The following is a 22259-nucleotide window of genomic DNA, read 5'->3' as shown; positions in this document are numbered from 1 at the left end:
TCAGTCACGCAGCCGGCCGCGCAGTGCCTGGGTGTCCGCGTCGGTCCAGCCGTGGGCGTGCAGCCAGCCGAGGGCGCCGCCGAACCGGGTGTCCAGCGTCGACAGGAACTGGTCCATGTACTCGGGCCGCGGCAGGTGGGCGTCGGCCGGCTTCCCGTCGAGGTCGGCGCGGTAGGTGTGGCTGGCCCGCAGCCGCGCGAGTATGTGCTCCAGGCGCTCGCCCGTGGCGACGTAGTCCTCGATGATCGCCTCGCGGGTGGCGCCCGCCGCGGCGAGCGCCAGCGCGCAGACCACGCCGGTGCGGTCCTTGCCCGCCGCGCAGTGCACCACGGCGAGGCCGTCGTCACGGGCGAGCACGCGCAGGGCGCTCACCACGGAGTCGGGCCGGTCGCGCAGGTAGCCGTAGTAGTAGCCCGTCACGCGGAGCTCGGCCAGGTCCTTCTCGTCGCGCTCCCCCTGCCACGGCAGCGTCCTGTCGTCGATGGTGTCGGCCTCGACGTCGGTGAGGCGCCCGCCCTCCGCGAACAGGCTGTGGTGGTGGATGCCGACCTCCGGCAGGCGGGTCAGCGGGCCGGGCCCCTCCAGGCGCACCTCGGTCTCCGACCGCAGGTCGACCACATGGCGCAGTTTGAGGTCGCCCACGAGCAGTTCGACGTCGCCCTCGCTGAGGCCCTGCAGGTTGTCGGCCCGCGCGATCCGGCCGGGCACCGTGGTCCCGCCGTCCACGGTCGGCAGACCGCCGAGGTCCCGTACGTTCGCCGCTCCCTGAAGCACGATCCAACGCTCGTATGCATTCATCATGCCGACCCTATCTGTCCCTCTATGACGGGAAGCTGAGCGTGGAGTGAAGCTATGCACCCGCTGTCGTATTGATGGTGTCGTGTGTTCGGTACGCCGCGGTTGAGGAGCGGCAGGCCCGGAGAGCGGGCGGCCGCGTGGGGTTTCTCAAATCGCGGGACGGCTTCCCCCAAAATGGGGTTACCCATACCCCTGACGGTCACCTTCACACCCCGTCGACGGCAAAGAGCGTAATGTATGGCGTCGCGGACGCTCTCGATCAACGGATCCCGCCGCGCCGGTCGGGAGCGCCACCGCCGCGGACCCGCCCCCAGGCCAGCGACACCCCACATGGAGGACCCGGATGGCACGGCCGGCTCACCGGTTGACCATGGCCGCTCTCGCCCTCGCCGTCAGCGGCACGACCGTGGCGCTCACCTCAGCGCCTGGCCATGCGCACTCCCCCTCGGCCCCGGCCGCCAACCGGCATCCCACGTCCTCCTCCGCGCCGGAAGCCGCGCCGGAAGCCGCGTCGGCCGGCGCACACCGGAAAGCCGCTCCGCGGCCCGGCGACCAGGCGCCCGTACGGCGGCGCCTGGTCGGCTCGTGGACCACCTCGACCTACCGCGTCCCCGCGGCGCTCGGCGGGCAGACCGTACGGATGGTCGTGCGCGCCAGCATCGGCGGCGGCGGCACACGGCTGCGCCTGTCCAACGTCTTCGGGGCCGCGCCTGTGACGTTCGCGAACGTCCACGTGGGCGTCCAGGCGTACGGCCCGGAGATCCTCGCGGGCACCAACCGGCCGGTGACCTTCCGCGGGCGTCCCTCGGTGAAGGTGGCGCCGGGCAAGGCCGTCTGGAGCGACCCGATCCCGGGCCGGATCGCCGGCGGCTCCGCCGTCGTCGTCAGCCTCCACCTGCCCGGCACGGTCCACGGCGTCACCGGCCACGAACGCGCCTACGCCACCACCTATCTGTCCGAGCCCGGCGACCACGCGGCGGAGGAGAGCGGCGAGGGCTTCACCTACACCAGCACGCAGTGGTACTTCCTCGACCGCCTCTCCGTGGAGGCGGGCGCGGCCACGATCGGCTCCGTGGTCGCGTTCGGCGACTCGATCACCGACGGCGCGGGCCAGGCCGTCGACGCCAACCGCCGGTGGACCGACTACCTGCGGCAGCGGCTGGCCCACCAGGCGCCGTCGCGGCGGCTGGGGGTGCTCAACGCCGGGATCGCCGGGAACCGGCTGCTGCTGCCCAACGTCGGCCCGAGCGGTGTGTCCCGGTTCTCCCGCGACGCGCTGTCCCAGCACGGGGTGCGCACAGTCGTCGTCTACGAGGGGATCAACGACATCTCCCGTGGCGACTACACCTCGATCAAGCCGATCGTGTACGGGTACAAGCGGCTGATCCGCGAGGCGCACGCCCGCAAGATCAAGGTGCTGGGCGCCACGCTCACCCCGTTCTACGGCTTCGGCACCTGGACCCCCGAGCGCGAGGCGATCAGGCAACGGCTCAACACCTGGATCCGCACGAGCGGGGCGTTCGACGGCGTGCTCGACTTCGACCGGGCCGTGCGCGACCCCGACTTCCCGGAGCAACTGGCCCTCTCGTACGACTCCGGCGACCACCTGCACCTGAGCGACGCGGGGCGGCGCGCGCTCGCCGAAGCGGTGAACCTGCGCCTGCTCTGATCTCGGACCGGCCGCCGGGTCGCTACGGTGTGACCATGGTCGCCCCCCTTGAGCCACATGACCCGCGTACGCTCGGCGGGTTCCGTATCAGCGGACGGCTCGGCGAGGGCGGCCAAGGCGTCGTCTACCTGGGCCACGCGCCCGACGGCGCACCGGTCGCGGTGAAGGTGCTCAAGACCGGGCTCGACCCCGTCGTCCGGGCCCGGCTGGCCCGCGAACTCGACGCGCTGCGCGGCGTCGCCCCCTTCTGCACGGCCCGGGTGATCACCGCGGTCGTGGACGGGCGCGAGCCGTACGTCGTGAGCGAGTTCGTCGACGGGCCCTCGCTCCAGCAGCGGGTGAACGCGTCGGGGCCGCTGCGCGGAGGCGAGCTGGAACGGCTCGCGGTGGGCACGGCGACCGCGCTGGCGGCGGTCCACGGCGCGGGCATCGTGCACCGCGACTTCAAGCCGGGCAACGTGCTGCTGGGGCCGGACGGTCCCCGTGTGGTCGACTTCGGCATCGCCCGCCAGGGCGAGAGCGAGACGATCACCGCGGGCCCGGTGGGCACCCCGGCCTACCTGGCGCCCGAGCAGATCGCGGGGCATCCGGCGACCCCCGCCTCCGACGTGTTCGCGTGGGGGGCGACGATCGTCTTCGCCGCGACGGGCCGGGCGGCGTTCGGCGCCGACAACGTCGCCGCCGTGATGCACCGCATCCTGACGGCCTTCCCCGACCTGAGCGCGCTGCCGCCGTCCCTGCGCGCGCTCGTCGGACGCTGCCTCGCCAAGGACCCCGCCGAACGCCCGGCCGCCCGCGACCTGCTGCTCGAACTGCTCGGCACCGCGCCGGGGCCGGTCCCCACGGGTGCGAGCGCGGGCGGCGGCCCGCCCGCCGCGCCCGCACCGCCGTCCGGACCGTCGCTTGCGCCGGTGACGCCGGCGGGCGGGAGCGATGCGCAGACCGTTCCCGGAGGCGGCCGCGGCAGATCGCGCGCCCGGGTTCTGGCCGGTGCAGGCGCGGCCCTGGCGGCACTCGGGGTCACGGCGGCACTGCTGGTCCCGCGCCTGTCCACATTGTCGGCCGGCCCGTCGCCCGCTCCAGGAGGAAGCTCGGCCGGGGCGAGCGCGCCCGCGCGGAACACGTCCCCGGCCGACCCGGCGCCGACCGAGGCCACGGTCTCCCCGTCCGGCGGCGGGGACGGGACGTACCCCACGACCGCTTCCGCCGCGACCATCCCGCAGGCGTTCGCGGGCAAGTGGCAGGGTCACATCGTGCCCACCGCCGGGCTCCTCACCAGCGAGTACGACATCGAGATCGAGCTGCGGCGCGGCGAGAAGTCGGGCAAGTGGAAGGAACCGGCGAACTCGTGCGATGGCACGCTGCGGCTGACCGGCGGCTCCGGCTCCACGCTCACGTTCCGCCTGGAGGAGGTGCGGGGATGCGTCCCCGGCGACGTCGTGCTCACCCGCAAGGGCGGCGCCCTCGCCTACCGTCACACCGACGACCTCGGGCTCATCGCCTACGAGGGGGATCTCACCAGGGACTCCTAGTGTCCGGATCGGTGTGACCGCCGCGGCGCCGGGTAGTGCCAGCGCGTCCAGGGACAGGAGGAACCAATGGCAACCGACGTCATCAGCCTGATCAAGGAAGATCACCGCGACGTGGAGTCGCTGTTCGAGCGGCTCAAGGCGATGCCGGAGAACCGGCCGGCCCTGCTCGCGGAGCTGGCGGCGAAGTTCGTCGCTCACAGCGAGGGCGAGGAGGACGAGGTCTATCCCGTGCTCGCCAAGCGGCGGCCCGAGGAGAAGGAAGAGGTCCACCACGGCGCGGAGGAGCACCACGAGGCCGAGGAGATGATCTCCCGGCTCCTGGAGACCGACCCCGACGGCCCCGAGTTCGACACGCTTCTGCGCGAGCTGGTCGAGGCGGTGACGCACCACGTCGAGGAGGAGGAGAACGACATCCTCCCGGCCCTGGAGAAGGCCCTCCCCTTCGAGGAGCGGGTTCAGCTCGGCAAGGCCTTCAGCAAGCGGAAGGCCGAGGTGCTGGCCGCCCCGCTCAAGCCGCGGTCGCGGACCAAGGACGAGCTGGCGCACCAGGCCAAGGAGCGGGGGATCGAGGGCGCGTCCGCGATGACGAAGGACGAGCTCGCCGCCGCCGTCAAGCGGAAGAAGCAGGAACGGGGCTGACGCGTCCGTCGCGGCGGCGTGCGGCCCAGCCCGGTGCCCCGCGGGCCGTCACAGACACGCGTACAGCGCCGTGACCAGGGATTCCCATCTCGCGTCCGGACCTGACGCGCTGACGACGAGGCGGCTCGGGGTGTAGGCCAGGGCGACTCCCGCGTCCGGATCGGCGAAGGCGAGCGCCCCGCCCGAGCCGCTGTGCCCGAAGGCGCGCGGGTTCGGCGCGTACGGCCGGATCTCGCAGGGCAGCATGAAGCCGAGCGCGAAGCGGGTGCCCGCCAGCAGTACCTCGTCGCGCCCTTCGCTCCGGGGCGCCACGGCCCGGTCGAGCACGTCGGGGCCGACGATCGCACCGGACACGAGCCGGTCGTACAGGGTGGCGAGGGCCCTGGCGGTGGCGTGCCCGTTGGACGCGGGGATCTCGGCGGCCCGCCAGCGCGCGGTGTTGGCCAGGCCGGGCGTGAGCTGCTCCGCGGGGTTGCAGAAGGCCGCCACAGTGATCGACCCGGGCTCGGACAGGGCGTCCGCCAGCGGCGACGGCGGATCGTCCGGCCCGGCCTCGGGCGGGCCGAGGTAGGCGGCACGCCCCGCCTCGGACGCGGGCAGGCCGATCCACAGATCGGGGACGCCCAGCTCGTCGCGGACCAGGTCGCGGACCGGCCGCCCGCCGGCCCGGCGCAGCACCTCGCCGACCAGCCAGCCGAAGGTCACCGCGTGGTAGCCGTGCCGCTCCCCCGGCGTCCACCAGGGGCTCTCGGCGGCGAGCGCGGCCGTCATCGCGTCCCAGTCGAACAGGGAGCCCGGCGGCAGCGGCCGGCGGACGGCGGGCAGCCCGGAACGGTGCGAGAGCAGGTCCGCGAGGGTGGTGGCGGTGGCGAACCCGGGCCAATAGCGGGCCACCGGGGCGTCAAGGTCGAGCAGCCCGCGCTGGACGTACAGGTGCGCGAGTGTCGCCAGCACTCCCTTGGACGCCGAGAAGACGTTGACGACCGTGTCCCGTTCCCAGGGCCGTACGCCGTCCGCGTCGGCCGTGCCCTGCCAGAGGTCCACGACCATGCGCCCTCCCACGCATACGGCGAGGGCGGCGCCTCCTCCTCCGCCGCCGCCGGTCTCCCGGAAGGCGTCGGCGACGGGCGTGAAGGCCGGATCACACCTCATGGGCACCCTCCAAATTGTTCAACCGAGATTGCGCAACCTTGGTTGAGTATTGGAGCATCCGGAGGTGGTGTCAAGCGACCTGACCCTCCTGTTCACGGCCCTCGCCGCGGCGTGCGACGCCGAGGTGCGCGCCCGGATGGCCGCCGCCGGGCACGACCGGGTGCGCACCGTGCACGGCTACGTGTTCCAGCACCTGCTCACCGGCCCCGTACGGGTCTCCGACCTGGCCGGGCTGCTCGGCATGACCCCGCAGGGCGCCTCCAAGGTCGCGGCCGAGATGGAACGCATCGGCTACGTGGCACGCCGGACCGATCCCGGCGACCAGCGGGCGCGGGTGATCGAGTTGACGCCGTACGGCAGGGCCGCGATCGACACGGGCCGCGCCGCGCGCGAGGCCGTGACCGCCGGAATGCTCGGCGTCCTCGACGCGCCCGAGGAGTTCCTGGCCTCGCTCGACCGCCTCGCACAGGAGACCGGCGCGCTGCGCGAACTCCTCGCCCGCCGGCTGCGCCCCTGATCAGCCGAGGACCGTGACCAGGCGGACGAGGTCGGCGAGGCCGTCGGCGACCAGGTCGGCGCGGGCGGCGTCCGGACGGTGCGCGTGGAGATACCCCCACGGCCCCCGGCGCAGCAGGGCGGTCCGCATCCCGGCGCGCGCGGCGGGCAGGACGTCGTTGTCGAGGCGGTCGCCGACGTACAGAATCTCCCCGGGGTCGTGCCCGCAGACGGCCGCGACCTTCGCGAAGAACGCGGGGTCGGGCTTCTCCAGTCCCCAGCCCGCCGAGGTGTGGATCCCGTCGACCGGCAGGTCCATGGCGACCAGCGCGTCGTACGCCTGCGGCGGCTGGTTGCCCGCCACGACCAGGTCGTAGCCGAGGTCCCGCAGCGCCGTGAGGGCGGGCCGCACGTCGGGGTAGAGGTCGTCGGCGTCGAAGTTCTCGCGCAGCCCCGAGGGGTCCTCGCGCCGCCACGCGTCCAGCTCGGCGTCGAGGTCGATTCCCGGCCTGACCAGCTCGAACGCCTCCCGATGCCCGCGGTCGAGCGCCGCCATGCCGCCGAGCACCCCCATGAAGGTCAGGCGCGGCACGCCGAGCCGGTCGGCCCACCGGGACCAGATCCGGGTCTCGTCGATGAGCGTCTCCCCCACGTCGAACACGAGCGCCCGGACCATGAACATCCTCCCTGTGTGTCCTGATTACGGCAGCCACTCTACGAGGTGCCGTAACATCGCCGAACGTGAGCGAGACTCGGTATGCCTTGAACGGCATGGTGTGCACCGTAGATCATCTGGCTTCGGCGGCGGGCGTCGCCGCCCTCGACAAGGGCGGCAACGCGGTGGACGCGGCGATCGCCGCCAACGCCGTACTGACCGTCACCGCCCCGCACATGTGCGGCCTGGGCGGCGACCTGTTCGCCCTCGTCCACGACGGGAGCCCCACCGGGGGCGTCACCGCGCTCAACGCCTCGGGGCGGGCGGGCTCCGGCGCAGACCCCGGCCGGTTGCGCGCGGAGGGAGCCGACCGGATGCCCCACCTGTACGACATCCGCTCGGTCCCGGTGCCCGGCTGCGCCGACGGGTGGCTCATGCTGCACGAGCGCTACGCCCGCCTGCCGCTGGCCGACCTGGTGGCCCCCGCGGTCCGACTCGCGGCCGACGGCTTCCCCGCCTCCCCCCTGCTCGGGCCCGTCGCGGACTTCGTCGGCACCCTGCCCGGGGCCGGGGACTTCTCGACCGCCCGCCGCCCCGGAGACGTGATCCGCAGGCCCGGCGTCGCCAGGACGCTGACCGCGCTGGCGAAGGGCGGCCGGGCGGCGTTCTACCAGGGCGAGTTCGGCGAGGGGCTGCTGAAGCTCGGCGGCGGCGAGTACGCCGAGGAGGACCTCGTCCGGCCCAACGCCGACTGGGTGGACCCGCTGAGCGTCGAGGTGTTCGGGCACCGCGTCTGGACCGTTCCGCCGAACTCCCAGGGCTACCTGCTCCTGCTGGCCCTGGAGATCCTCTCCGGATTCGACCTGCCCGCCGACCCGGCCGACCCGAGGTGGGCGCACCTCCTGGTGGAGTCGGCCAGGGCGGCCGGACACGACCGGCTCGACGTCCTGCACGAGGGGGCTGCGGCGCCGCTCGGCACCGCCGCCGCCCGGCGCGCGCTGGTCGACCCCGACCGGCGCTCCCCGCTGCCCGACGCTCCCACCGGGCCCGGCGACACGACGTACCTGTGCGTGGTGGACGGGGACGGCATGGGCGTCTCGCTCATCCAGTCGAACGCTGCGGGTTTCGGCAGCCTGCTCTTCGAACCCAACACCGGGATCAACCTGCACAACCGCGGCATCGGGTTCTCGCTCACGCCCGGCCACCCCGCGGAGTACGGCCCGCGCCGCCGGCCGCCCCACACGCTGACCCCGGCTCTGGTCACCCGGCCGGACGGGACGCTGCGTACGGTCATCGGCACGATGGGGGGCGACGCGCAGCCGCAGATCCTGCTGCAACTGGTCACCCGCCTGCTCGCGCACGGCCAGACGCCCGGCGAGGTGATCGGCGCGCCGCGCTGGGAGCTCGGCACCGGCGGCACCGGCTTCGACACCTGGCGGTCCAGTCCGCTGGTCGAGGTCGAGGAGGGCGCGCCGTGGGCGGACGGCCTGCGCGAGCGCGGCCACACCGTCGAGACGATCGAGCGCGGCTCCAACTTCGGCCACGCCCACCTGATCGACCTTCTGCCGTCCGGCGTGCTCGCCGGGGCGGCCGACCCCCGCGCCCTAATCGGCGCCGCCCTCGGCCGCTAACCCCACCCACCCGAACTCCACCCCCTACCCGCGTGATCTTGCAATAGGTTGCAGACAGGTACTCTGACCTGCGCCGATGCGCTTCGTGATCTTGCAGGGAAATGCCCACCCACCGATCGGACCAGGAACGATGCGATTCATGATCATGCAATTACATGATCATGAATCGCATTGGGCCAGGTCGGCGCGGCAGAACGCGAATAGCTGCATGATCACGGAACGCCGAATCGCAGCTCAGAGGGCATGACTGCGACAAACTACAAGATCACGCGGGGTGGGGGGTGGGGAGGTTGTGGAGGGCTTTGCGGATGCGTTTCTCGGAGACGGGGGTGGGGGTGCCGAGTTGCTGGGCGAAGAAGCTCACCCTCAGTTCCTCGATCATCCACCGGATGTCCCGTACGGCCTTGGCATCCCGCTCCTCGGGCTTCAGCCGGTCGAGCAGGTCGCGGTACTCGTCCTCGACCTCGTGCACCCGGTGCATCCACTCGCGGTCCCGGCGCGGATCGTCGGGGAGCTTGTCGAGACGGCGCTCGACGGCACGCAGGTAGCGCTGCACGTCGGGCAGCCGGTCGTAGCCCGTCTCCGTGACGAAGCCGTCGTAGACCAGCCCGTCGAGCTGGTCGGCGATGTCGGCCTTGAGGTCGGCCACGCCGCCCAGCGCGCCGAGCCGGTTCTGCGCGGCGTGCCAGGCCGCCAGGACGCGCTCCACCCGGGCGACGACCTCCTCGGTCGTCGCGAACAGTGAGGCGCGCACGTGGTCGCGCAGCCGCTCGAATCCGGCCTCGTCCCACGCCGGCCCGCCCGCCTCCGCCATGAGTTTGTCGGCGGCGCACGTCGTGCAGTCGTCGAACAGGGCGGCGGCCCCGCCGTGCGGGCTGCGGCTGAGCGCGAGCTTCTGCGCGGTGGTCAGGGTGCGGAGGATGGCCTTGGCCGGGTTGACCACGTTGAGCAGCAGCAGCCTCCTGGTGCCCGCCCACATGGCCCGGTCGCGCTCCCGCTCGGTCTCGAACATCCGGACCGCGACGCTCGTCCCCTCGTCCACCAGGGCCGGATAGGCGCGCAGCCTGCCCTGCTCGAACACCTTCGGCAGCGTGCCGATCGTCCACGCGTGCAGGCCGTCGCGTTCGAGGTCGTCGGCGGCCCTCGAGAGCGTGGCGCGCAGCTTGGGCGCGAGCCGCCGCTTGAGCGCCTCCAGGTCCTTGTCCTCGTCCACCGTGCGCTTGCGGTCGTCGATCACCCGGTAGGTGATCCGCAGGTGGGCGGGGAGCTGGTCGAGCGCCCACGCGTCGCGCGGCACCTCCACCCCGGTCAGCGCCCGCAGTTCGCGCTCCAGCGCCTCCAGGATCGGCTCGCCGCCGGGCCGTACGCGTTCCAGCACGGCCTTGGCGTAGTTGGGGGCGGGCACGAAGTTGCGCCGCAGGTTCTTCGGCAGCGTACGGATGAGCGCGGTGAGGAGGTCCTCGCGCAGGCCGGGGATCTGCCAGTCGAAGCCGGTGGGGTCGACCTGGTTGAGCACGGCCAGCGGGATGTGGACGGTCACGCCGTCCGCCTCGCCCGTCTCCACCGCGCCGGGCTCGAAGCGGTAGGTCAGCCGCATCCGCTGGCCGTTCTGCCGCCAGGCGTCGGGGTAGTCCCTGGCGCTGACCCCGGCGCTGTCGTTGACCAGCATGTCCGGCGAGAACGTCAGCAGGTCGGGCGTCTCCCTCGACGCCTTCTTCCACCAGCTGTCGAAGTGCCTGCCGGAGACCACGTCGGCGGGGATCCGCTGCTCGTAGAAGTCGAACAGCGTCTCGTCGTCCACGAGGATGTCGCGGCGGCGGGCCTTCTCCTCCAGCCGCTCCACCTCCTCCAGGAGCTTGCGGTTCTCGTGGAAGAACTTGTGGTGGGTGCGCCAGTCGCCCTCCACCAGCGCGTGGCGGATGAAGAGGTCCCGGCACAGCTCGGGGTCGATGCGGCCGTAGTTGACCTTCCGCTCGGTCACGATCGGCACGCCGTACAACGTGACCTTCTCCAGCGCGACCACCGCGGCCTGGTCCTTCTCCCAGTGCGGCTCGCTGTAGGTGCGCTTGACCAGGTGCTGCGCGAGGGGCTCGATCCAGTCGGGTTCGATCTTGCCGTTGACCCGCGCCCACAGCCGGGAGGTCTCGACCAGCTCGGCCGACATCACCCACTGCGGCTGCGTCTTGGCCAGGGCGGAGCCGGGGAAGATGGCGAACCGGGCGTTGCGCGCGCCGATGTACTCCGTGAGCGGCCTGCGGCCCTCCTGCCTGCGCTTGTCGGCGACGTCCTTGACGCCGATGTGCGACAGCAGCCCGGCGAGCAGCGACTGGTGGATCCGCTGGGGGTCGGCGGGCACGCTGCCCGGCACGATGTTCAGCGTCCTGGCCACCTGGCGGAGCTGGCTGTCGATGTCCTGCCACTCCCGCACGCGCAGGTAGTTGAGGAACTCCGCCTTGCACAGCCGCCGGAACGCGCTCGACGACAGCTCCTTCTGCTTGTCGCGCAGGTAGTTCCAGAGGTTGAGGTAGGTCAGGAAGTCGGATTCCTTGTCGGCGAAGCGGCGGTGTTTCTCGTCGGCCGCCTGCTGTTTGTCGGCCGGCCGCTCGCGCGGGTCCTGGATCGACAGCGCGGCCGCGATGATCATCACCTCGCGGACGCAGCCGTTCCTGTCGGCTTCGAGCACCATCCGGGCGAGGCGGGGGTCGACCGGGAGCTGGGCCAGCTTGCGGCCGAGCGGCGTGAGCTGCGCGCCCTTCCCCGCCTCCCGGCCCGCGTCCTTGTCCGCGAGGGCGCCCAGCTCGATCAGCAGGGTGACGCCGTCCCGCACCTGACGGCTGTCCGGCGGCTCCACGAACGGGAACGCCGCGATGTCCCCCAGGCCGAGCGAGGTCATCTGCAGGATGACGCTCGCCAGGTTCGTACGGAGGATCTCCGGGTCGGTGAACTCGGGCCGGGAGAGGAAGTCCTCCTCCGAGTAGAGCCGGATGCACACGCCGTCCGACGTACGGCCGCAGCGGCCCTTGCGCTGGTTGGCGGACGCCTGGGAGACGGGCTCGATCGGCAGCCGCTGGACCTTCAGCCGATGGCTGTAGCGGGAGATCCGCGCCGTGCCGGGATCGACCACGTACTTGATGCCCGGCACGGTCAGCGAGGTCTCGGCGACGTTGGTCGCCAGCACGATGCGCCGGCCCCGGTGGGACTGGAAGACCCGGTGCTGCTCGGCGGCCGACAGCCGCGCGTACAGCGGCAGGACCTCCTCGGGACGGCCCTTGAGCGCGTCGGCGGTGTCGCGGATCTCCCGCTCGCCGCTGAGGAAGACCAGGATGTCGCCCGGACCCTCGGCGCACAGTTCGTCGACGGCGTCGACGATGGCCTGGGTCTGGTCGTCGTCCTCGTCGACGGGGCGGTAGCGCACCTCGACCGGGTAGGTGCGCCCTGACACCTCGACCACGGGCGCGGGCTCCCCGCCGGGGCCGGCGAAGTGCCTGGCGAACCGCTCGGGGTCGATGGTCGCCGAGGTGATGACGACCTTGAGGTCGGGCCGTTTGGGCAGGAGCTGCTTGAGATAGCCGAGGATGAAGTCGATGTTGAGGCTGCGTTCGTGCGCCTCGTCGATGATCAGCGTGTCGTACTGCAGCAGGAGCGGATCGGTCTGCATCTCGGCGAGCAGGATGCCGTCGGTCATCAGCTTGACCAGGGTGCCGTCGCTGGAGTGGTCGGTGAAGCGGACCTTGTAGCCGACCGCCTCCCCGAGCTCGATCGACAGCTCTTCCGCGATGCGTTCCGCGACCGTGCGGGCGGCGATGCGGCGCGGCTGGGTGTGGCCGATGAGCCCGTGCACCCCCCGGCCGAGCTCCAGGCAGATCTTGGGGAGCTGGGTGGTCTTGCCCGAGCCGGTCTCGCCGGCCACGATCACGACCTGGTGGTCCCTGATGGCGGTGAGCAGGTCGTCCTTGTGCCGGCTGACCGGCAGCTCGGGAGGGTAGCGGAGGTCGGGGACGGCGGCGCGGCGCGCGGCCACGCGGCGTTCCGCGGCCTCCACGTCCCCCGCGATCTCCTGGACGACGGACTGGCGGGCGGCGCGGTCGCGGACCCGGCGCATGCCGTCGAGACGGCGGCGCAGCCTGCGCTGGTCGCGCAGCATCAGGTCGGGGAGGCGGGCCTGGAGATCGGCGAGCGTGTTCATTCCATGCTCAAGGATAGGCAACGCCCCCCGCCGATCTGCCAGCGGTTTTCCGCAACCCCTTCCCGCGCGGGGATCCGGGCGGGTCAGGGATGGCGCGTCGGCTGGTACTTGTACCCGACGTTGCGCACGGTCACGATGCGTCCAGCGTGCCGGCCCAGCTTGCGGCGCAGCCGCAGGACGTGCACGTCGACCGTACGGCCGCCCTCGTCGTCGTACCTGTCCCAGACGGCCGCCATGAGCTGGCGGCGGTTGTAGACCCGGCCGGGCGCGGAGCTGAGGTAGTCGAGCAGTTCGAACTCTCGGAAGGTGAGCTCGATCTCCTCGCCGCCGGCCCGGACCGACCGCGCGGCCCGGTCGAGGACCAGTTCCTCGGCCGCGGGGACCGCCTGCCTCGGGGCGGTGACGGTCACCGCCTCCGGCGTGTCGGCCGAGCCCTCTGCGGGCACCAGGTAGCCCACGATCATCAGCACGGCGCCGGTCTCGGGCACCGGCAGCACGCCGAGCACGGCGCCCTGCCCGATCTCGGGGGGCTCGTGGCCCTGCTCGCGCCTGCGTTCCACAAAGTCGATCACGTTCTGTCGGGACATGCCCTCTCCTTGCCTCGTGGCGTACCGGACGGTGGTGACCGCGGTCGTCAACAGGCGTCGGCGCAGACGCGCAGCAGGTCGATGTGCCGGCGCTGGGTCAACCTCCCCGAGGGGTTCATGGGATCATCATCGCAGCGAAATTACCCGCTGTCCAGGTAGGAATAAGGGAGTTATGGCGCCGAGGAGAGGCGGCCGGACCCCGCGGCCGCCATCGCCGCGCCGATGATCCCGGCCTCGTTCCGCAGCACCGCGGGCACCACCGGGGTGTCCCCGAGGTCGATGTACGGCAGGAACCTGCCCGCCTTCCTGCTCACGCCCCCGCCGATCACGATCAGGGTGGGCGACAGCAGGTCGCGCATGTGCCTGAGGTACTCCTCCACCCGCGCGGCCCACTTGTCCCAGCTCAGGTCCTTCTCCTCGCGCACCCGGTCGGAGGCGCGGTGCTCGGCCTCCCTGCCGCGGATCTCCACGTGGCCGAACTCGGTGTTGGGCACGAGCACGCCGTCCACGAAGAGCGCGCTGCCGATGCCGGTGCCGAAGGTCAGCATGAGCACGACCCCGCGCCGGTCACGGCCCGCGCCGAAGGTCATCTCGGCGACGCCCGCCGCGTCCGCGTCGTTGAGCACGACCACCCGCTCGCCGAACAGGTCGGTGCCCTTCACCCCAATCCACGACCTGTCCACGTTGGCCGCCGTCCTGATGAGCCCGTCGAGGACCACTCCGGGGAAGGTGACGCCCATCGGGCCGGCCCAGGAGAAGTGCTCCACGATCGCGCGTACGGCCTGGGCGACGGCGGCCGGCGCCGCGGGCCGCGGCGTCGGGATGCGCAGGCGCTCCCGGGTGAGGACGCCCGCGGCCGTGTCCACCGTGGCGCCCTTGATTCCGGAGCCGCCGATGTCGATGCCCAGAACTTCCATGGCTTCCCTCCCGGTCCGGCGGCACGGCTACCCAGCGGCCACCGCCTCATGCGCGGTCGCGAGTATCGCACGGCGTCATGGGCCGAGCCGGGTTACGGGAGGACAGGCCGGGTACGCCCGGAATCGGGGCAAATCACCACAAGGGGGACACGCATGATCAGCACACTCCACAGAATGGGACTGCGCTCCAACGTGATGTACGGCGCCGCGTTCGGGTCGATCGGCATGTCGATCCTCTCGTGGGTTCTCTCGAACAAGTACGAGGCCGCCGGCATCGAACGCGCCGACCGCTGGGCGCTGTTCGTCGGCGAATGGGCGCCGACCTTCTTCGCGATGGGGGTCGCCCTGCGGATGGAGGAGATGGCCCAGGAGAAGGGGGAGGAAACCCCTGAGTGGCAGGAGCAGAGCAGCGACATCCGCCGCCCCACCCGCGCAGGCGTCTAGCTAGGGCGGGCAAGGGCTTCCACAAGCGGCCCGGAGGGACCCCGCGGTCCCCCCGGGCCGTTTCGCGCGCACCCCCGGCCCGTCCCGGGAGCGTCAGGCCGCGGCCCGCATGTGTCCGTGCGCCCATTCCTCGAAGGACGTGAGCGGGATGCCGAGGGCCCGCGCGTACTCCGGGCGGGCGGGCTGACCGACCGTGTCGATGAACTCGTGTGATGTGATGCCGGCTCCCGGCATTCCCGCGGCGACCGCCTCTTCCATGGTCATGTCGGGCGCGGTCAGCTCGGTGCCCAGCGCCCGGGAGAGTACGCCGGCGATCTCCCTCATCGTCAGGTGGTCACTGGCCAGTTCCAGTTCGACCCCGTCGAACCGCTCCGGCGCGGCGACGGCCGCCGCGGCCGCCGCCCCGATGTCGTCGACCGCGACGAGGGAGAGCCGGGTGCCGGGCTTCAGCACGGTCACGATTCCCCCCTCGACACCACGGGGCAGCAGGTATGCCAGGGACGGAAGGAAATTGTCCATGAAGAAGCCCGGCTTGATGAGCGTCCAGTGCCTGAAGCCCGCCGCACGCACCCGGTCCTGGATGCCGGCCTTGGCGGCGTAGTAGGGCTCCAGCGACGCCCAGCGGCCTTCGGCCCAGCCGGGGGCCTCGGTGTGCTGACCCGCGCCGGAGACGGACGTGTGCACGAACTGCGGCACGCCCGCGGCCCGCGCGCCTTCGATCAGGTTGACGGCCTGGGTCAGCTCGCCTTCGAAGTCGAGGGCGTCTCCCTTCACCTGGGGCATCTGCACCGAGAAGACGGCCCGGGCCCCTCGCGCGGCCCTGATCAGCGATTCGCGGTCGTCGAGGTCGCCGGTGACCAGTTCGGCGCCGAGCGCTTCGACCGCCCTCGCGCGGTCGGTCGCGGGGTCGCGGACCAGCGCCCGTACGGGAACGCCGTTCGCGAGCAGGGCACGGGTCGTGGCGCCGCCCTGCCGTCCGGTGGCGCCGGTGACCAGGACGGGTGCGGGATCGGTGGGCATGAGGCCCCTCCTGTGGTGGGCGTCGATAAAACGGCGGACCCCGCCGTTTACGTTTCGATAAGATACGGCGGGCCCCGCCGTTTAGCAACCGATGAGGTGACCCCATGCCCGTCCAGCGTGCGGATGCCCGGCGCAACTACGCGCGCCTGCTCGCCGTGGCCAAGGAGGCGATCGCCGTGGACGGCCCCGACGCGTCCATGGAGCAGATCGCCCGCACCGCGGGAGTCGGATCCGCCACCCTGCGCCGGCACTTTCCCAGCCGTCACGCGCTGCTGGAGGCGGTCTTCCGCGAACGGGTCGAGACCCTGTGCGCCCACGCCCGCGGCCTGACCGGCAGGGCCGACACCCGGGCCGCGCTGCTGGAATGGCTGAGCGCCGTCCTCGCGGACGCCGCGACCATCCGGGGCCTGGCCACCGCGCTGACCCGGGACCGGGCGGACGACCCCGACGCGGCGCACGAGCACTGCTGCTCGGCGCAGCTCACCGAGGCGGGCGACCCGCTGGTGCGCCGCGCCGCCGACGACGGCGCGCTGGCACCGGGCGTGACCATCGGCGACCTGCTCGCCCTGATCACCGGCATCGCCCTGGCCACGGAACACCATCCGGACCCCGCCGCCGACGCACAGCGGCTGCTCGCCCTGTCCATAGCGGGAGTCAGCCCTGACCAGGGTGACGGGACCAGGCACGCCGGTGCCCGCTAGGCTCGGCCCGCGTGACCCCCGATGCCGCCGCCGTCGCGCGCTGGCTGCGTACGCGGCCCGCCCGCGCGGCCGGCACCCGCGTCCTGGCCGTCGAGGGACGCTCGGGTGCGGGCAAGTCGACGCTGGCCACCGCCGTCGCCACGGTGCTCGCCGCGCCCGTCGTCCGGATGGACGACCTGTACGACGGCTGGGACGGCCTGCACGCCGGGGTCGACGCCCTGCTCGAATGGGTGCTGCGCCCCCTGGGCCGCGGGAGCCGGGCCCGCTGGCGGCGCTACGACTGGACGCGGGGCCACTACGCCGAATGGCACGAGACCCCCCGGGCGGACACCGTCGTGATCGAGGGCGTCGGCTGCGGGGCCCGCGAGGCGGAGCCGTACCTCAGCGGCCTGGTGTGGCTGGAGGCGGACGAGGAGGTCCGCAGGGCGCGGGCGCTGGCCCGCGACGGCGAGATGTACGCGCCCCACTGGCGGCGCTGGGCCGAGCATGAGCGGTGCTACTACGCCCGTCACGACGTGCGCTCCCGGGCCGACCTCGTCATCGTCACCGGCTGAACCGCATCCGGGGATTAGTGGCGATTTGTCCCGATTCCTGCCGGGTATTTCTTTCTTGATGAGTTCTGCCGGACGGAGGTGACAGACATGAGCGTTCCCATGCGACGGGAGGCCAGAGGTCTCGTTCCCGACCTGTTCGACCTGCTCGAGGCGCCGATGACGGCGCTCCGGCCGATGGCCGGGCAGCAGATGCGGCTTGAGGACTACGTCAAGGACGGCCGGTACGTGCTGCGCGCCGAGTTGCCCGGGATCGACCCGGACAAGGACGTGGAGATCAGCGTGTCCAACGGGGTGCTGACCATCCACGCCGAACGGCGCCACGAGGAGCGGCAGGCCCACCGCACCGAGTTCCGGTACGGAGCCTTCACCCGGTCGGTCGTGCTGCCGCAGAACGTGGACGAGAGCGACGTGAAGGCCACCTACGACAAGGGGGTCCTCGAGGTGAGCGTGCGACTGGCCGAGGAACGGGAGGAGCGCAGGCGAATCCCGATCGAGAAGCCGGAGGCCGGACAGCCGCGGAGCTGAGGCGGCGGCTCACACCGGGTCCGGCACGCGGCCGGGCCCGGTTCTTTCTTTCATGAGTTCAGGACCCGGACGGGGACCGTACGACGGCGACCGGGCACTCGGCGTGGTTCAGCACTCCCCGGCTGACCGAGCCGAGCATCGCCGCGCCCAGCGCGCCCCGGCCGTGGGAGCCGACCACGAGCAGCGCGGACCCGCGCGACGCCTGGACGAGTCCGTCGACCGGGTGCCCGTAGACGATGTCCTCGCGCACCGGAACCTCGGGATACCGGCTCCGCGGACCCGCCAGCTTCTCCCCGATCACCCGCCGGTGGGCCTCGCGCAGTTCCTCGACGTCGTAGGTGATCTCGGGCGCGAGCGGGTGCGCGGGCAACTGCCATGCGTGCACGGCCCGCACCGTGGCGCCGTGCGCCCTGGCCTGCTCGAAGGCGTACGCCAGGGCGGGCTCGCATTCCGGCGAGTCGTCCACGCCCACCGTGATCTCACCCCCGCCGCCGCTCCACCCCGGCCGTACGACGACGACCGGGCAGGGGGCGTGCCCGGCGACGTGGGTGCTGACCGACCCGACGACGATGCCGGCGAAGCCGCCGAGCCCCCTGCTGCCGAGCACGATCTCGACGGCCTCCGCGGCCTTGTCGCGCAGGACACGGGCGGGGATGCCCTCGACGATCTCCGTACTGATCTTCACGTCCGGCTGCCGCTCGCGGGCCACCGCCTCCGCGGCCGACAGCGCCCGCTCGGCGTGGGAGGTGAGCGGATCGCCGCCCGAGGAGGGCAACTTGGGGATGCCGTACGCCCAGTGGTCCACGACGGAGACGAAACGCAGCGGACAACCGCGGCGGGCGGCGTCGTCGGCGGCCCACCGCACGGCGGCCGTCGCGGCGGGCGAGCCGTCGGTGCCGACGATGATCGAGCCGGACATGGACGCTCCTTCCTGACCTGTGCTTCTCACCCGGCCTTCCTTACCTGGCCTTCCCATGTGATCACCGGACTCGGCCGCGCTCCAGGGTCACAGGTCCTCGTTTCCGCAGGTCCTCCGCAGGTCCTTCACAGGTCCTCAGTCCAGGGGCCGCTTCCCCGGCCGTCCGGGCCGGAGGGATGCTGGAGTCCTGGAGGTGGTCCGACATGGAATCGAAGCGCTGGACCGTCGAGATCTTCGTGAACGAGGACGACAACGACGACGTCACCACCGCGGCCGCCGTGCTGTACACGCCCGCGGGACGACGCCACGAGAGCATCGGCCGAGCCCGCCGCAACCCCGCCGACCGGCCCGTGCCGGAGATCGGCGACGAGCTCGCCGCCGGACGGGCCCTCGCCGACCTGGGGGCGAAACTCATCGGGGACGGCGCGGAGGACGTGGCCCAGCTCGCCGGCCCCGCCTACGAGTCGTACTGACGGGGACGACCGGGGACCCGGGGGCTGCGCGGCCGGCCCCCGGAGCCCGGCCGCGCTCATTCCGCCGGCTCGTCGCCGAGGAGTCCCGCGGCCCGCATCTCCTCCCGCAGCCAGGCCAGCGCCGCCTGCTCGCACCCGGCCACCGGGCCCGTCCCCGGCGCCGGAGTGCCGTTGGCCGCACGCGGACCGCCGGGAGCGGGCGTTCCGCCTCGCTTGGTCCCCGTCCCCGTCCCCGCGCCACCGGCCGCGCCGCCCTTCTCCGCCCGTGCGACGCCGCCCGCCGTCCTCGCCCGGCCGCGCGGCACCGGCCCGTTGGTCGACGCGCCCGCGCCGTACGCCGCCTGCGGCGCCCTGCCCGGCGGCGCCCCCGGGCCTGGCAGCACGGGATCGCCGACCGGCTCCCGGGCTTCGGGCGCGATCAGTCCCGCGCCGGCCATCTCGGCCGTGAGCTGCCCGAACAGCGCGTCCGCCTCGACCGGCTCCGGACTTATCTGCGCGAGGGCGGGCGCCAGCGCGCGCAGCGCGTCCGGCATGCCCGCGCCGGTGCGGTGGAGGTCGCCGAGGTTCAGCGGGACGCAACTCGACCTGATGACGTGAAAGAGGTGGTCGACCCGCCGCGCGTCCCGCCCGCTGTAGGGGCCGCGGAAGTCGCCGTGGTGCGCGAGCACCAGCGCCGCCAGGCCGGTCACGTGCGGCGCGGCCATGGACGTGCCGTCCAGCGCGGCGTACCCGTCAGGGGGCACGGCCGACAGGACGGCCACGCCCGGGGCGCAGACGTCGACCTCCGGGCCGTGGCAGGTGAAGCGCGGCGAGAAGTAGCAGTCGCCGGTCATCGGCCCCCTGATCTCGGCCTCGTGGGCCGTGCCGGCCGGGAACGCGTCGGCCTTCCCCACGGCCGCGACGGTCAGCACACCCGGCAGCGTGCCGGGGAAGCCGACCGGTCCCCCGTCATTGCCCGCGGCCACCACGCACGCCACCCCCGCCTCGCGCGCCTGCTCGATCTTCGCGGCGACGAGCGGGGAGTGGCGCCTGCTCGCCAGGCTCAGGTTGACCACGTCGATCCGCTGCTCGACGCAGTAGTCGAGCGCCTCGATCAGGTCGCTGAACCGCCCGCCCGGGAAGATCTTGCACGCGTGCACCTCGGCCTCGACGGCGAAGCCGACGACGCCGTGGCCGTCGTCCGCGCCCGAGATGACGGCCGCGCAGTGGGAGCCGTGGTAGGCGGCGTCGACGGACCAGCCGTCCGGCTCGCCGCCCACGATGTCCACCCCGGCGCGTACGCGGTCACGCAGGTCGGGATGCCGGGCGTCGGCCCCCGAGTCGACGACGGCGATCCTGACCCCCGCGCCGCGCAGCGTGGGCGGCAGGCGGTCGAGGTTCATCGCCTGCTGGCCCCACCCGAAGATCTGCTTGGCCGGGAAGCCGTCGAAGGTCTCCGACAGGCGTACGGGCTCGATCAGGTTGTCCCTGGTCGTGGACAGGGCCGGGCGGTCGATGTGCACGCTCCAGTAGCCGGAGCGCGGCCGGACCGTCACCCCGCTGATCGACTCCGGCGTCTCCCCCACCATCGTGACCACCGCGCGGCCGTCGGCCCCCGTGGACGTCTGGGCGGGCCAGCCGTGCCCGGTCACCAGGACGCTCGCTCCGGGCAGCGGCGTGCCGTCCGCGTCCCTGACCAGGAAGGCGAAGACGCTCTCCACGCCCTGAGGGACCACCGCGGGGGCGGGCCGCCGCCTGCGCGGCGGCCGGGGCACGCCGCTGTAGGTGAGCAGCCGGTCACGTTCGAAGTAGAGCTGCGGATACTGCCGCCGCAGCGCCTCGACGTGCTCGGCGGTCATCTCCGCCACGATCACGGCAGGGAACCCGGGCGCCTGAGCCCCCGGGTTCCCCGCCGTCTCCCGCAGGCGCCGCACCACCCGCACCTCGGGGTCGTCCTCCAGCAGCCTGCGCACCGTGTCACCGTCGAGAGCCGGCGCTGCCGCTCCCGGCGCCGCCGGATGCGGCTGGGGCAACGCGGCCACCATGTAGCGCCGTGGCCGGGGCTCCACCGGCTGCGGCGCCTGGCGGGCCGCCTGCCGCCCCCGCGGTGACGCCGGGCGCGGCTCCTCGCTTCCGTCCTTGGGCTTGTCGTTACTGGTCACCACGTCTCGACTCTCCCCAGCTCAGGCTGGTGTGGCCGGCCGCGCCCCGTACGGCGCGGCGGGCAGCTCAGGCTCTGTCATCCGTTCGCCGCTCTCGGGACGGCGGGGGCCCGGACCGGCCGCCGACCGGTCCGGGCCACCGAAGTGATCACGTCACAGCAGTGAAACCGTGGGCCGTCCTGAGGTGACGACGCCCAGCGCGAACTGGATCTGCGCCAGGCACGCGTCGTACCGCCCGGACCGGTACAGCTGAACCGCCTGCACCAGCAGCGGGATGATCCCCGCGACCTGGGGCGCCTGCGGGAGTGACGCCTGCAGCCAGCCGTGCAGCCGCTGGAGCGTCACGGCACAGTGCGCCTGAAGCGGCGCGACCGGCGCCGGATGCCCCGTCGCGACTCCCATGGCCGGGGACGTCACCGGATTCATCCCGGGACCCATCGATTCCACGGTGTTCCTCCGATCAGAGCGCGGCACCGACCGGCACCTGGACCTGCTGGGCGGCCTGGTGCGGCTGGCCGTAAGCCTGGCCATAGGCCTGGCCGTAGCCCTGGCCGTAGACCTGCGACAGCGGCTGCGCGGTCAGCGGAACCTGCTGGCCGTACGCCGCCTGGGCGTGCTGCCCGTACGCCGCCTGCATGTGCTGGGGCATGACGGGCTGGATGCCAAGCTGCAGGGCCTGCTGGCCGGGGTGCTGCGCGTACGCCTGGGCGGCGTACGGCTGGCCGTAAACCTGCGGGATCTGCTGGGCCTGGGCCTGGATGGCCTGCAGAGCCTGCAGAACCTGCGGCGGGAGCACCTGCTGCTGAACCTGCTGCTGGATCTGCTCACGGACCTGGTGCTGGTAGAGCACGGTCTCCAGCATCTGGCGGGCCGCGGGAGCGCCGTACCGCGCGCTGTACCGCGCGACCTTGCTCCAGAAGGTCACCGGGCTCACCAGATGCTCCTGCGGGAGGACCTGCTCTTCCTGCTGGAGCATGGCCAGAGGCGTCAGCTGCTGCTGCGCCGCCGGGATCTGCTGACTGAGCTGGAGGGGCGAGATCTGCTGCTGCGCACCGTACCCCAGCGTGGACGCCATGGACGCGGGGTTCATAGTGGTGAACGTCATTGTCACTCCTTCGGAGCCAGTAGGTCCGGCCCATCGCCGATGTGATTACATCCCGTGACGGATCTGTCGCACAACGTTATAGGCGTAATGAGTGGATAAGGCCGATTTGGGACTTG

General features: G+C 72.6%; 21 protein-coding genes. 10 read left to right on the top strand and 11 right to left on the bottom strand.

Translation table 11 applies throughout. The annotated features are described in order from the left end of the window. A complete protein-coding gene (locus tag HHX31_RS17360; RefSeq protein ID WP_311931888.1) occupies positions 1 to 774 on the bottom strand; it encodes a tyrosine-protein phosphatase in 774 nt (257 codons plus the stop codon). Positions 775 to 1141: 367 nt separating this feature from the next. Between HHX31_RS17360 and HHX31_RS17355 the strand changes: the two genes are divergently transcribed. The 3 genes from HHX31_RS17355 (at position 1142) to HHX31_RS17345 (ending at position 4638) form a co-directional block, all read left to right on the top strand. Then, on the top strand, positions 1142 to 2467 hold the full coding sequence (locus HHX31_RS17355; protein WP_169949343.1) for an SGNH/GDSL hydrolase family protein: 1326 nt from the start codon (positions 1142 to 1144) through the stop codon (positions 2465 to 2467). A gap of 35 nt (positions 2468 to 2502) precedes the next feature. After that, entirely contained in the window at positions 2503 to 3999 is a 1497-nt protein-coding gene (locus HHX31_RS33685; RefSeq protein WP_211589861.1) for a protein kinase domain-containing protein, read from the top strand. Between the two features lie 66 nt (positions 4000 to 4065). Then, positions 4066 to 4638 (top strand): hemerythrin domain-containing protein, encoded by a 573-nt coding sequence (locus HHX31_RS17345; protein ID WP_169949342.1) that lies wholly within the window; start codon positions 4066 to 4068, stop codon positions 4636 to 4638. Positions 4639 to 4686: 48 nt separating this feature from the next. Here the strand turns inward: HHX31_RS17345 and HHX31_RS17340 are convergent, their stop codons facing one another. Beyond that, positions 4687 to 5790 carry a serine hydrolase domain-containing protein gene (locus HHX31_RS17340; protein WP_169949341.1) on the bottom strand — a complete coding sequence of 368 codons (1104 nt, stop codon included), beginning with the start codon at positions 5788 to 5790 and terminating at the stop codon, positions 4687 to 4689. A gap of 64 nt (positions 5791 to 5854) precedes the next feature. On the opposite strand from HHX31_RS17340, the gene HHX31_RS34400 reads away from it, so the two are divergent. Next, positions 5855 to 6307, top strand: a complete 453-nt coding sequence (locus tag HHX31_RS34400; protein WP_211589860.1) for a MarR family winged helix-turn-helix transcriptional regulator — start codon at positions 5855 to 5857, stop codon at positions 6305 to 6307. Here the strand turns inward: HHX31_RS34400 and HHX31_RS17330 are convergent, their stop codons facing one another. Further along, positions 6308 to 6961 carry an HAD family hydrolase gene (locus HHX31_RS17330; RefSeq protein WP_169949340.1) on the bottom strand — a complete coding sequence of 218 codons (654 nt, stop codon included), beginning with the start codon at positions 6959 to 6961 and terminating at the stop codon, positions 6308 to 6310. A gap of 65 nt (positions 6962 to 7026) precedes the next feature. Here HHX31_RS17330 and HHX31_RS17325 point away from each other — a divergent pair, with 65 nt between their 5' ends. Continuing rightward, on the top strand, positions 7027 to 8571 hold the full coding sequence (locus HHX31_RS17325) for a gamma-glutamyltransferase (RefSeq protein ID WP_169949339.1): 1545 nt from the start codon (positions 7027 to 7029) through the stop codon (positions 8569 to 8571). Positions 8572 to 8836: 265 nt separating this feature from the next. On the opposite strand, the gene hrpA is transcribed toward HHX31_RS17325, so the two are convergent. The 3 genes from hrpA to ppgK all read right to left on the bottom strand — a co-directional run bounded on the left by hrpA (position 8837) and on the right by ppgK (position 14261). After that, positions 8837 to 12757, bottom strand: coding sequence for an ATP-dependent RNA helicase HrpA (hrpA, locus tag HHX31_RS17320; RefSeq protein ID WP_169949338.1), 3921 nt, complete (start codon positions 12755 to 12757; stop codon positions 8837 to 8839). Between the two features lie 83 nt (positions 12758 to 12840). Next, positions 12841 to 13344, bottom strand: coding sequence for a winged helix-turn-helix domain-containing protein (locus HHX31_RS35150; RefSeq protein WP_169949337.1), 504 nt, complete (start codon positions 13342 to 13344; stop codon positions 12841 to 12843). A gap of 170 nt (positions 13345 to 13514) precedes the next feature. Further along, positions 13515 to 14261, bottom strand: a complete 747-nt coding sequence (ppgK, locus tag HHX31_RS17310; protein ID WP_169949336.1) for a polyphosphate--glucose phosphotransferase — start codon at positions 14259 to 14261, stop codon at positions 13515 to 13517. 153 nt (positions 14262 to 14414) lie between these two features. Between ppgK and HHX31_RS17305 the strand changes: the two genes are divergently transcribed. Then, entirely contained in the window at positions 14415 to 14705 is a 291-nt protein-coding gene (locus HHX31_RS17305; protein WP_169949335.1) for a hypothetical protein, read from the top strand. 93 nt (positions 14706 to 14798) lie between these two features. Here the strand turns inward: HHX31_RS17305 and HHX31_RS17300 are convergent, their stop codons facing one another. Continuing rightward, positions 14799 to 15725: an NmrA/HSCARG family protein gene (locus HHX31_RS17300; RefSeq protein ID WP_169949334.1), complete on the bottom strand. Its 927-nt coding sequence runs from the start codon at positions 15723 to 15725 to the stop codon at positions 14799 to 14801. 104 nt (positions 15726 to 15829) lie between these two features. Between HHX31_RS17300 and HHX31_RS17295 the strand changes: the two genes are divergently transcribed. From HHX31_RS17295 to HHX31_RS17285, 3 genes are all read left to right on the top strand, one after another. After that, the gene (locus tag HHX31_RS17295; RefSeq protein ID WP_169949333.1) at positions 15830 to 16426 is read left to right on the top strand and encodes a TetR/AcrR family transcriptional regulator; all 597 of its coding nucleotides are present in this window, start codon (positions 15830 to 15832) and stop codon (positions 16424 to 16426) included. Between the two features lie 11 nt (positions 16427 to 16437). Beyond that, positions 16438 to 16980, top strand: a complete 543-nt coding sequence (locus tag HHX31_RS17290; protein WP_211589859.1) for a hypothetical protein — start codon at positions 16438 to 16440, stop codon at positions 16978 to 16980. Between the two features lie 87 nt (positions 16981 to 17067). After that, positions 17068 to 17505, top strand: a complete 438-nt coding sequence (locus tag HHX31_RS17285) for an Hsp20/alpha crystallin family protein (protein WP_169949332.1) — start codon at positions 17068 to 17070, stop codon at positions 17503 to 17505. A gap of 58 nt (positions 17506 to 17563) precedes the next feature. Here HHX31_RS17285 and HHX31_RS17280 read toward each other — a convergent pair whose 3' ends face one another. Beyond that, complete coding sequence (locus HHX31_RS17280; protein WP_169949331.1) at positions 17564 to 18424, bottom strand: universal stress protein; 861 nt, start codon at positions 18422 to 18424, stop codon at positions 17564 to 17566. Between the two features lie 203 nt (positions 18425 to 18627). On the opposite strand from HHX31_RS17280, the gene HHX31_RS17275 reads away from it, so the two are divergent. Continuing rightward, positions 18628 to 18897 (top strand): DUF1876 domain-containing protein, encoded by a 270-nt coding sequence (locus HHX31_RS17275; protein WP_169949330.1) that lies wholly within the window; start codon positions 18628 to 18630, stop codon positions 18895 to 18897. A 56-nt stretch (positions 18898 to 18953) separates the two neighbouring features. Here the strand turns inward: HHX31_RS17275 and HHX31_RS35720 are convergent, their stop codons facing one another. The 3 genes from HHX31_RS35720 to HHX31_RS17260 all read right to left on the bottom strand — a co-directional run bounded on the left by HHX31_RS35720 (position 18954) and on the right by HHX31_RS17260 (position 22143). Then, complete coding sequence (locus HHX31_RS35720; protein ID WP_169949329.1) at positions 18954 to 21041, bottom strand: S8 family serine peptidase; 2088 nt, start codon at positions 21039 to 21041, stop codon at positions 18954 to 18956. Positions 21042 to 21191: 150 nt separating this feature from the next. Continuing rightward, positions 21192 to 21440 (bottom strand): hypothetical protein, encoded by a 249-nt coding sequence (locus HHX31_RS17265; protein ID WP_211589858.1) that lies wholly within the window; start codon positions 21438 to 21440, stop codon positions 21192 to 21194. Positions 21441 to 21498: 58 nt separating this feature from the next. Continuing rightward, complete coding sequence (locus tag HHX31_RS17260) at positions 21499 to 22143, bottom strand: hypothetical protein (protein WP_169949327.1); 645 nt, start codon at positions 22141 to 22143, stop codon at positions 21499 to 21501. Positions 22144 to 22259: the final 116 nt, after the last annotated feature.

The sequence above is a fragment of the Microbispora sp. H11081 genome (genome assembly GCF_012999535.1).
GTDB lineage: Bacteria > Actinomycetota > Actinomycetes > Streptosporangiales > Streptosporangiaceae > Microbispora.
The sequence above is the reverse complement of the archived record's forward strand: the minus strand, read 5'-3'. Positions and strand labels throughout refer to the sequence as shown.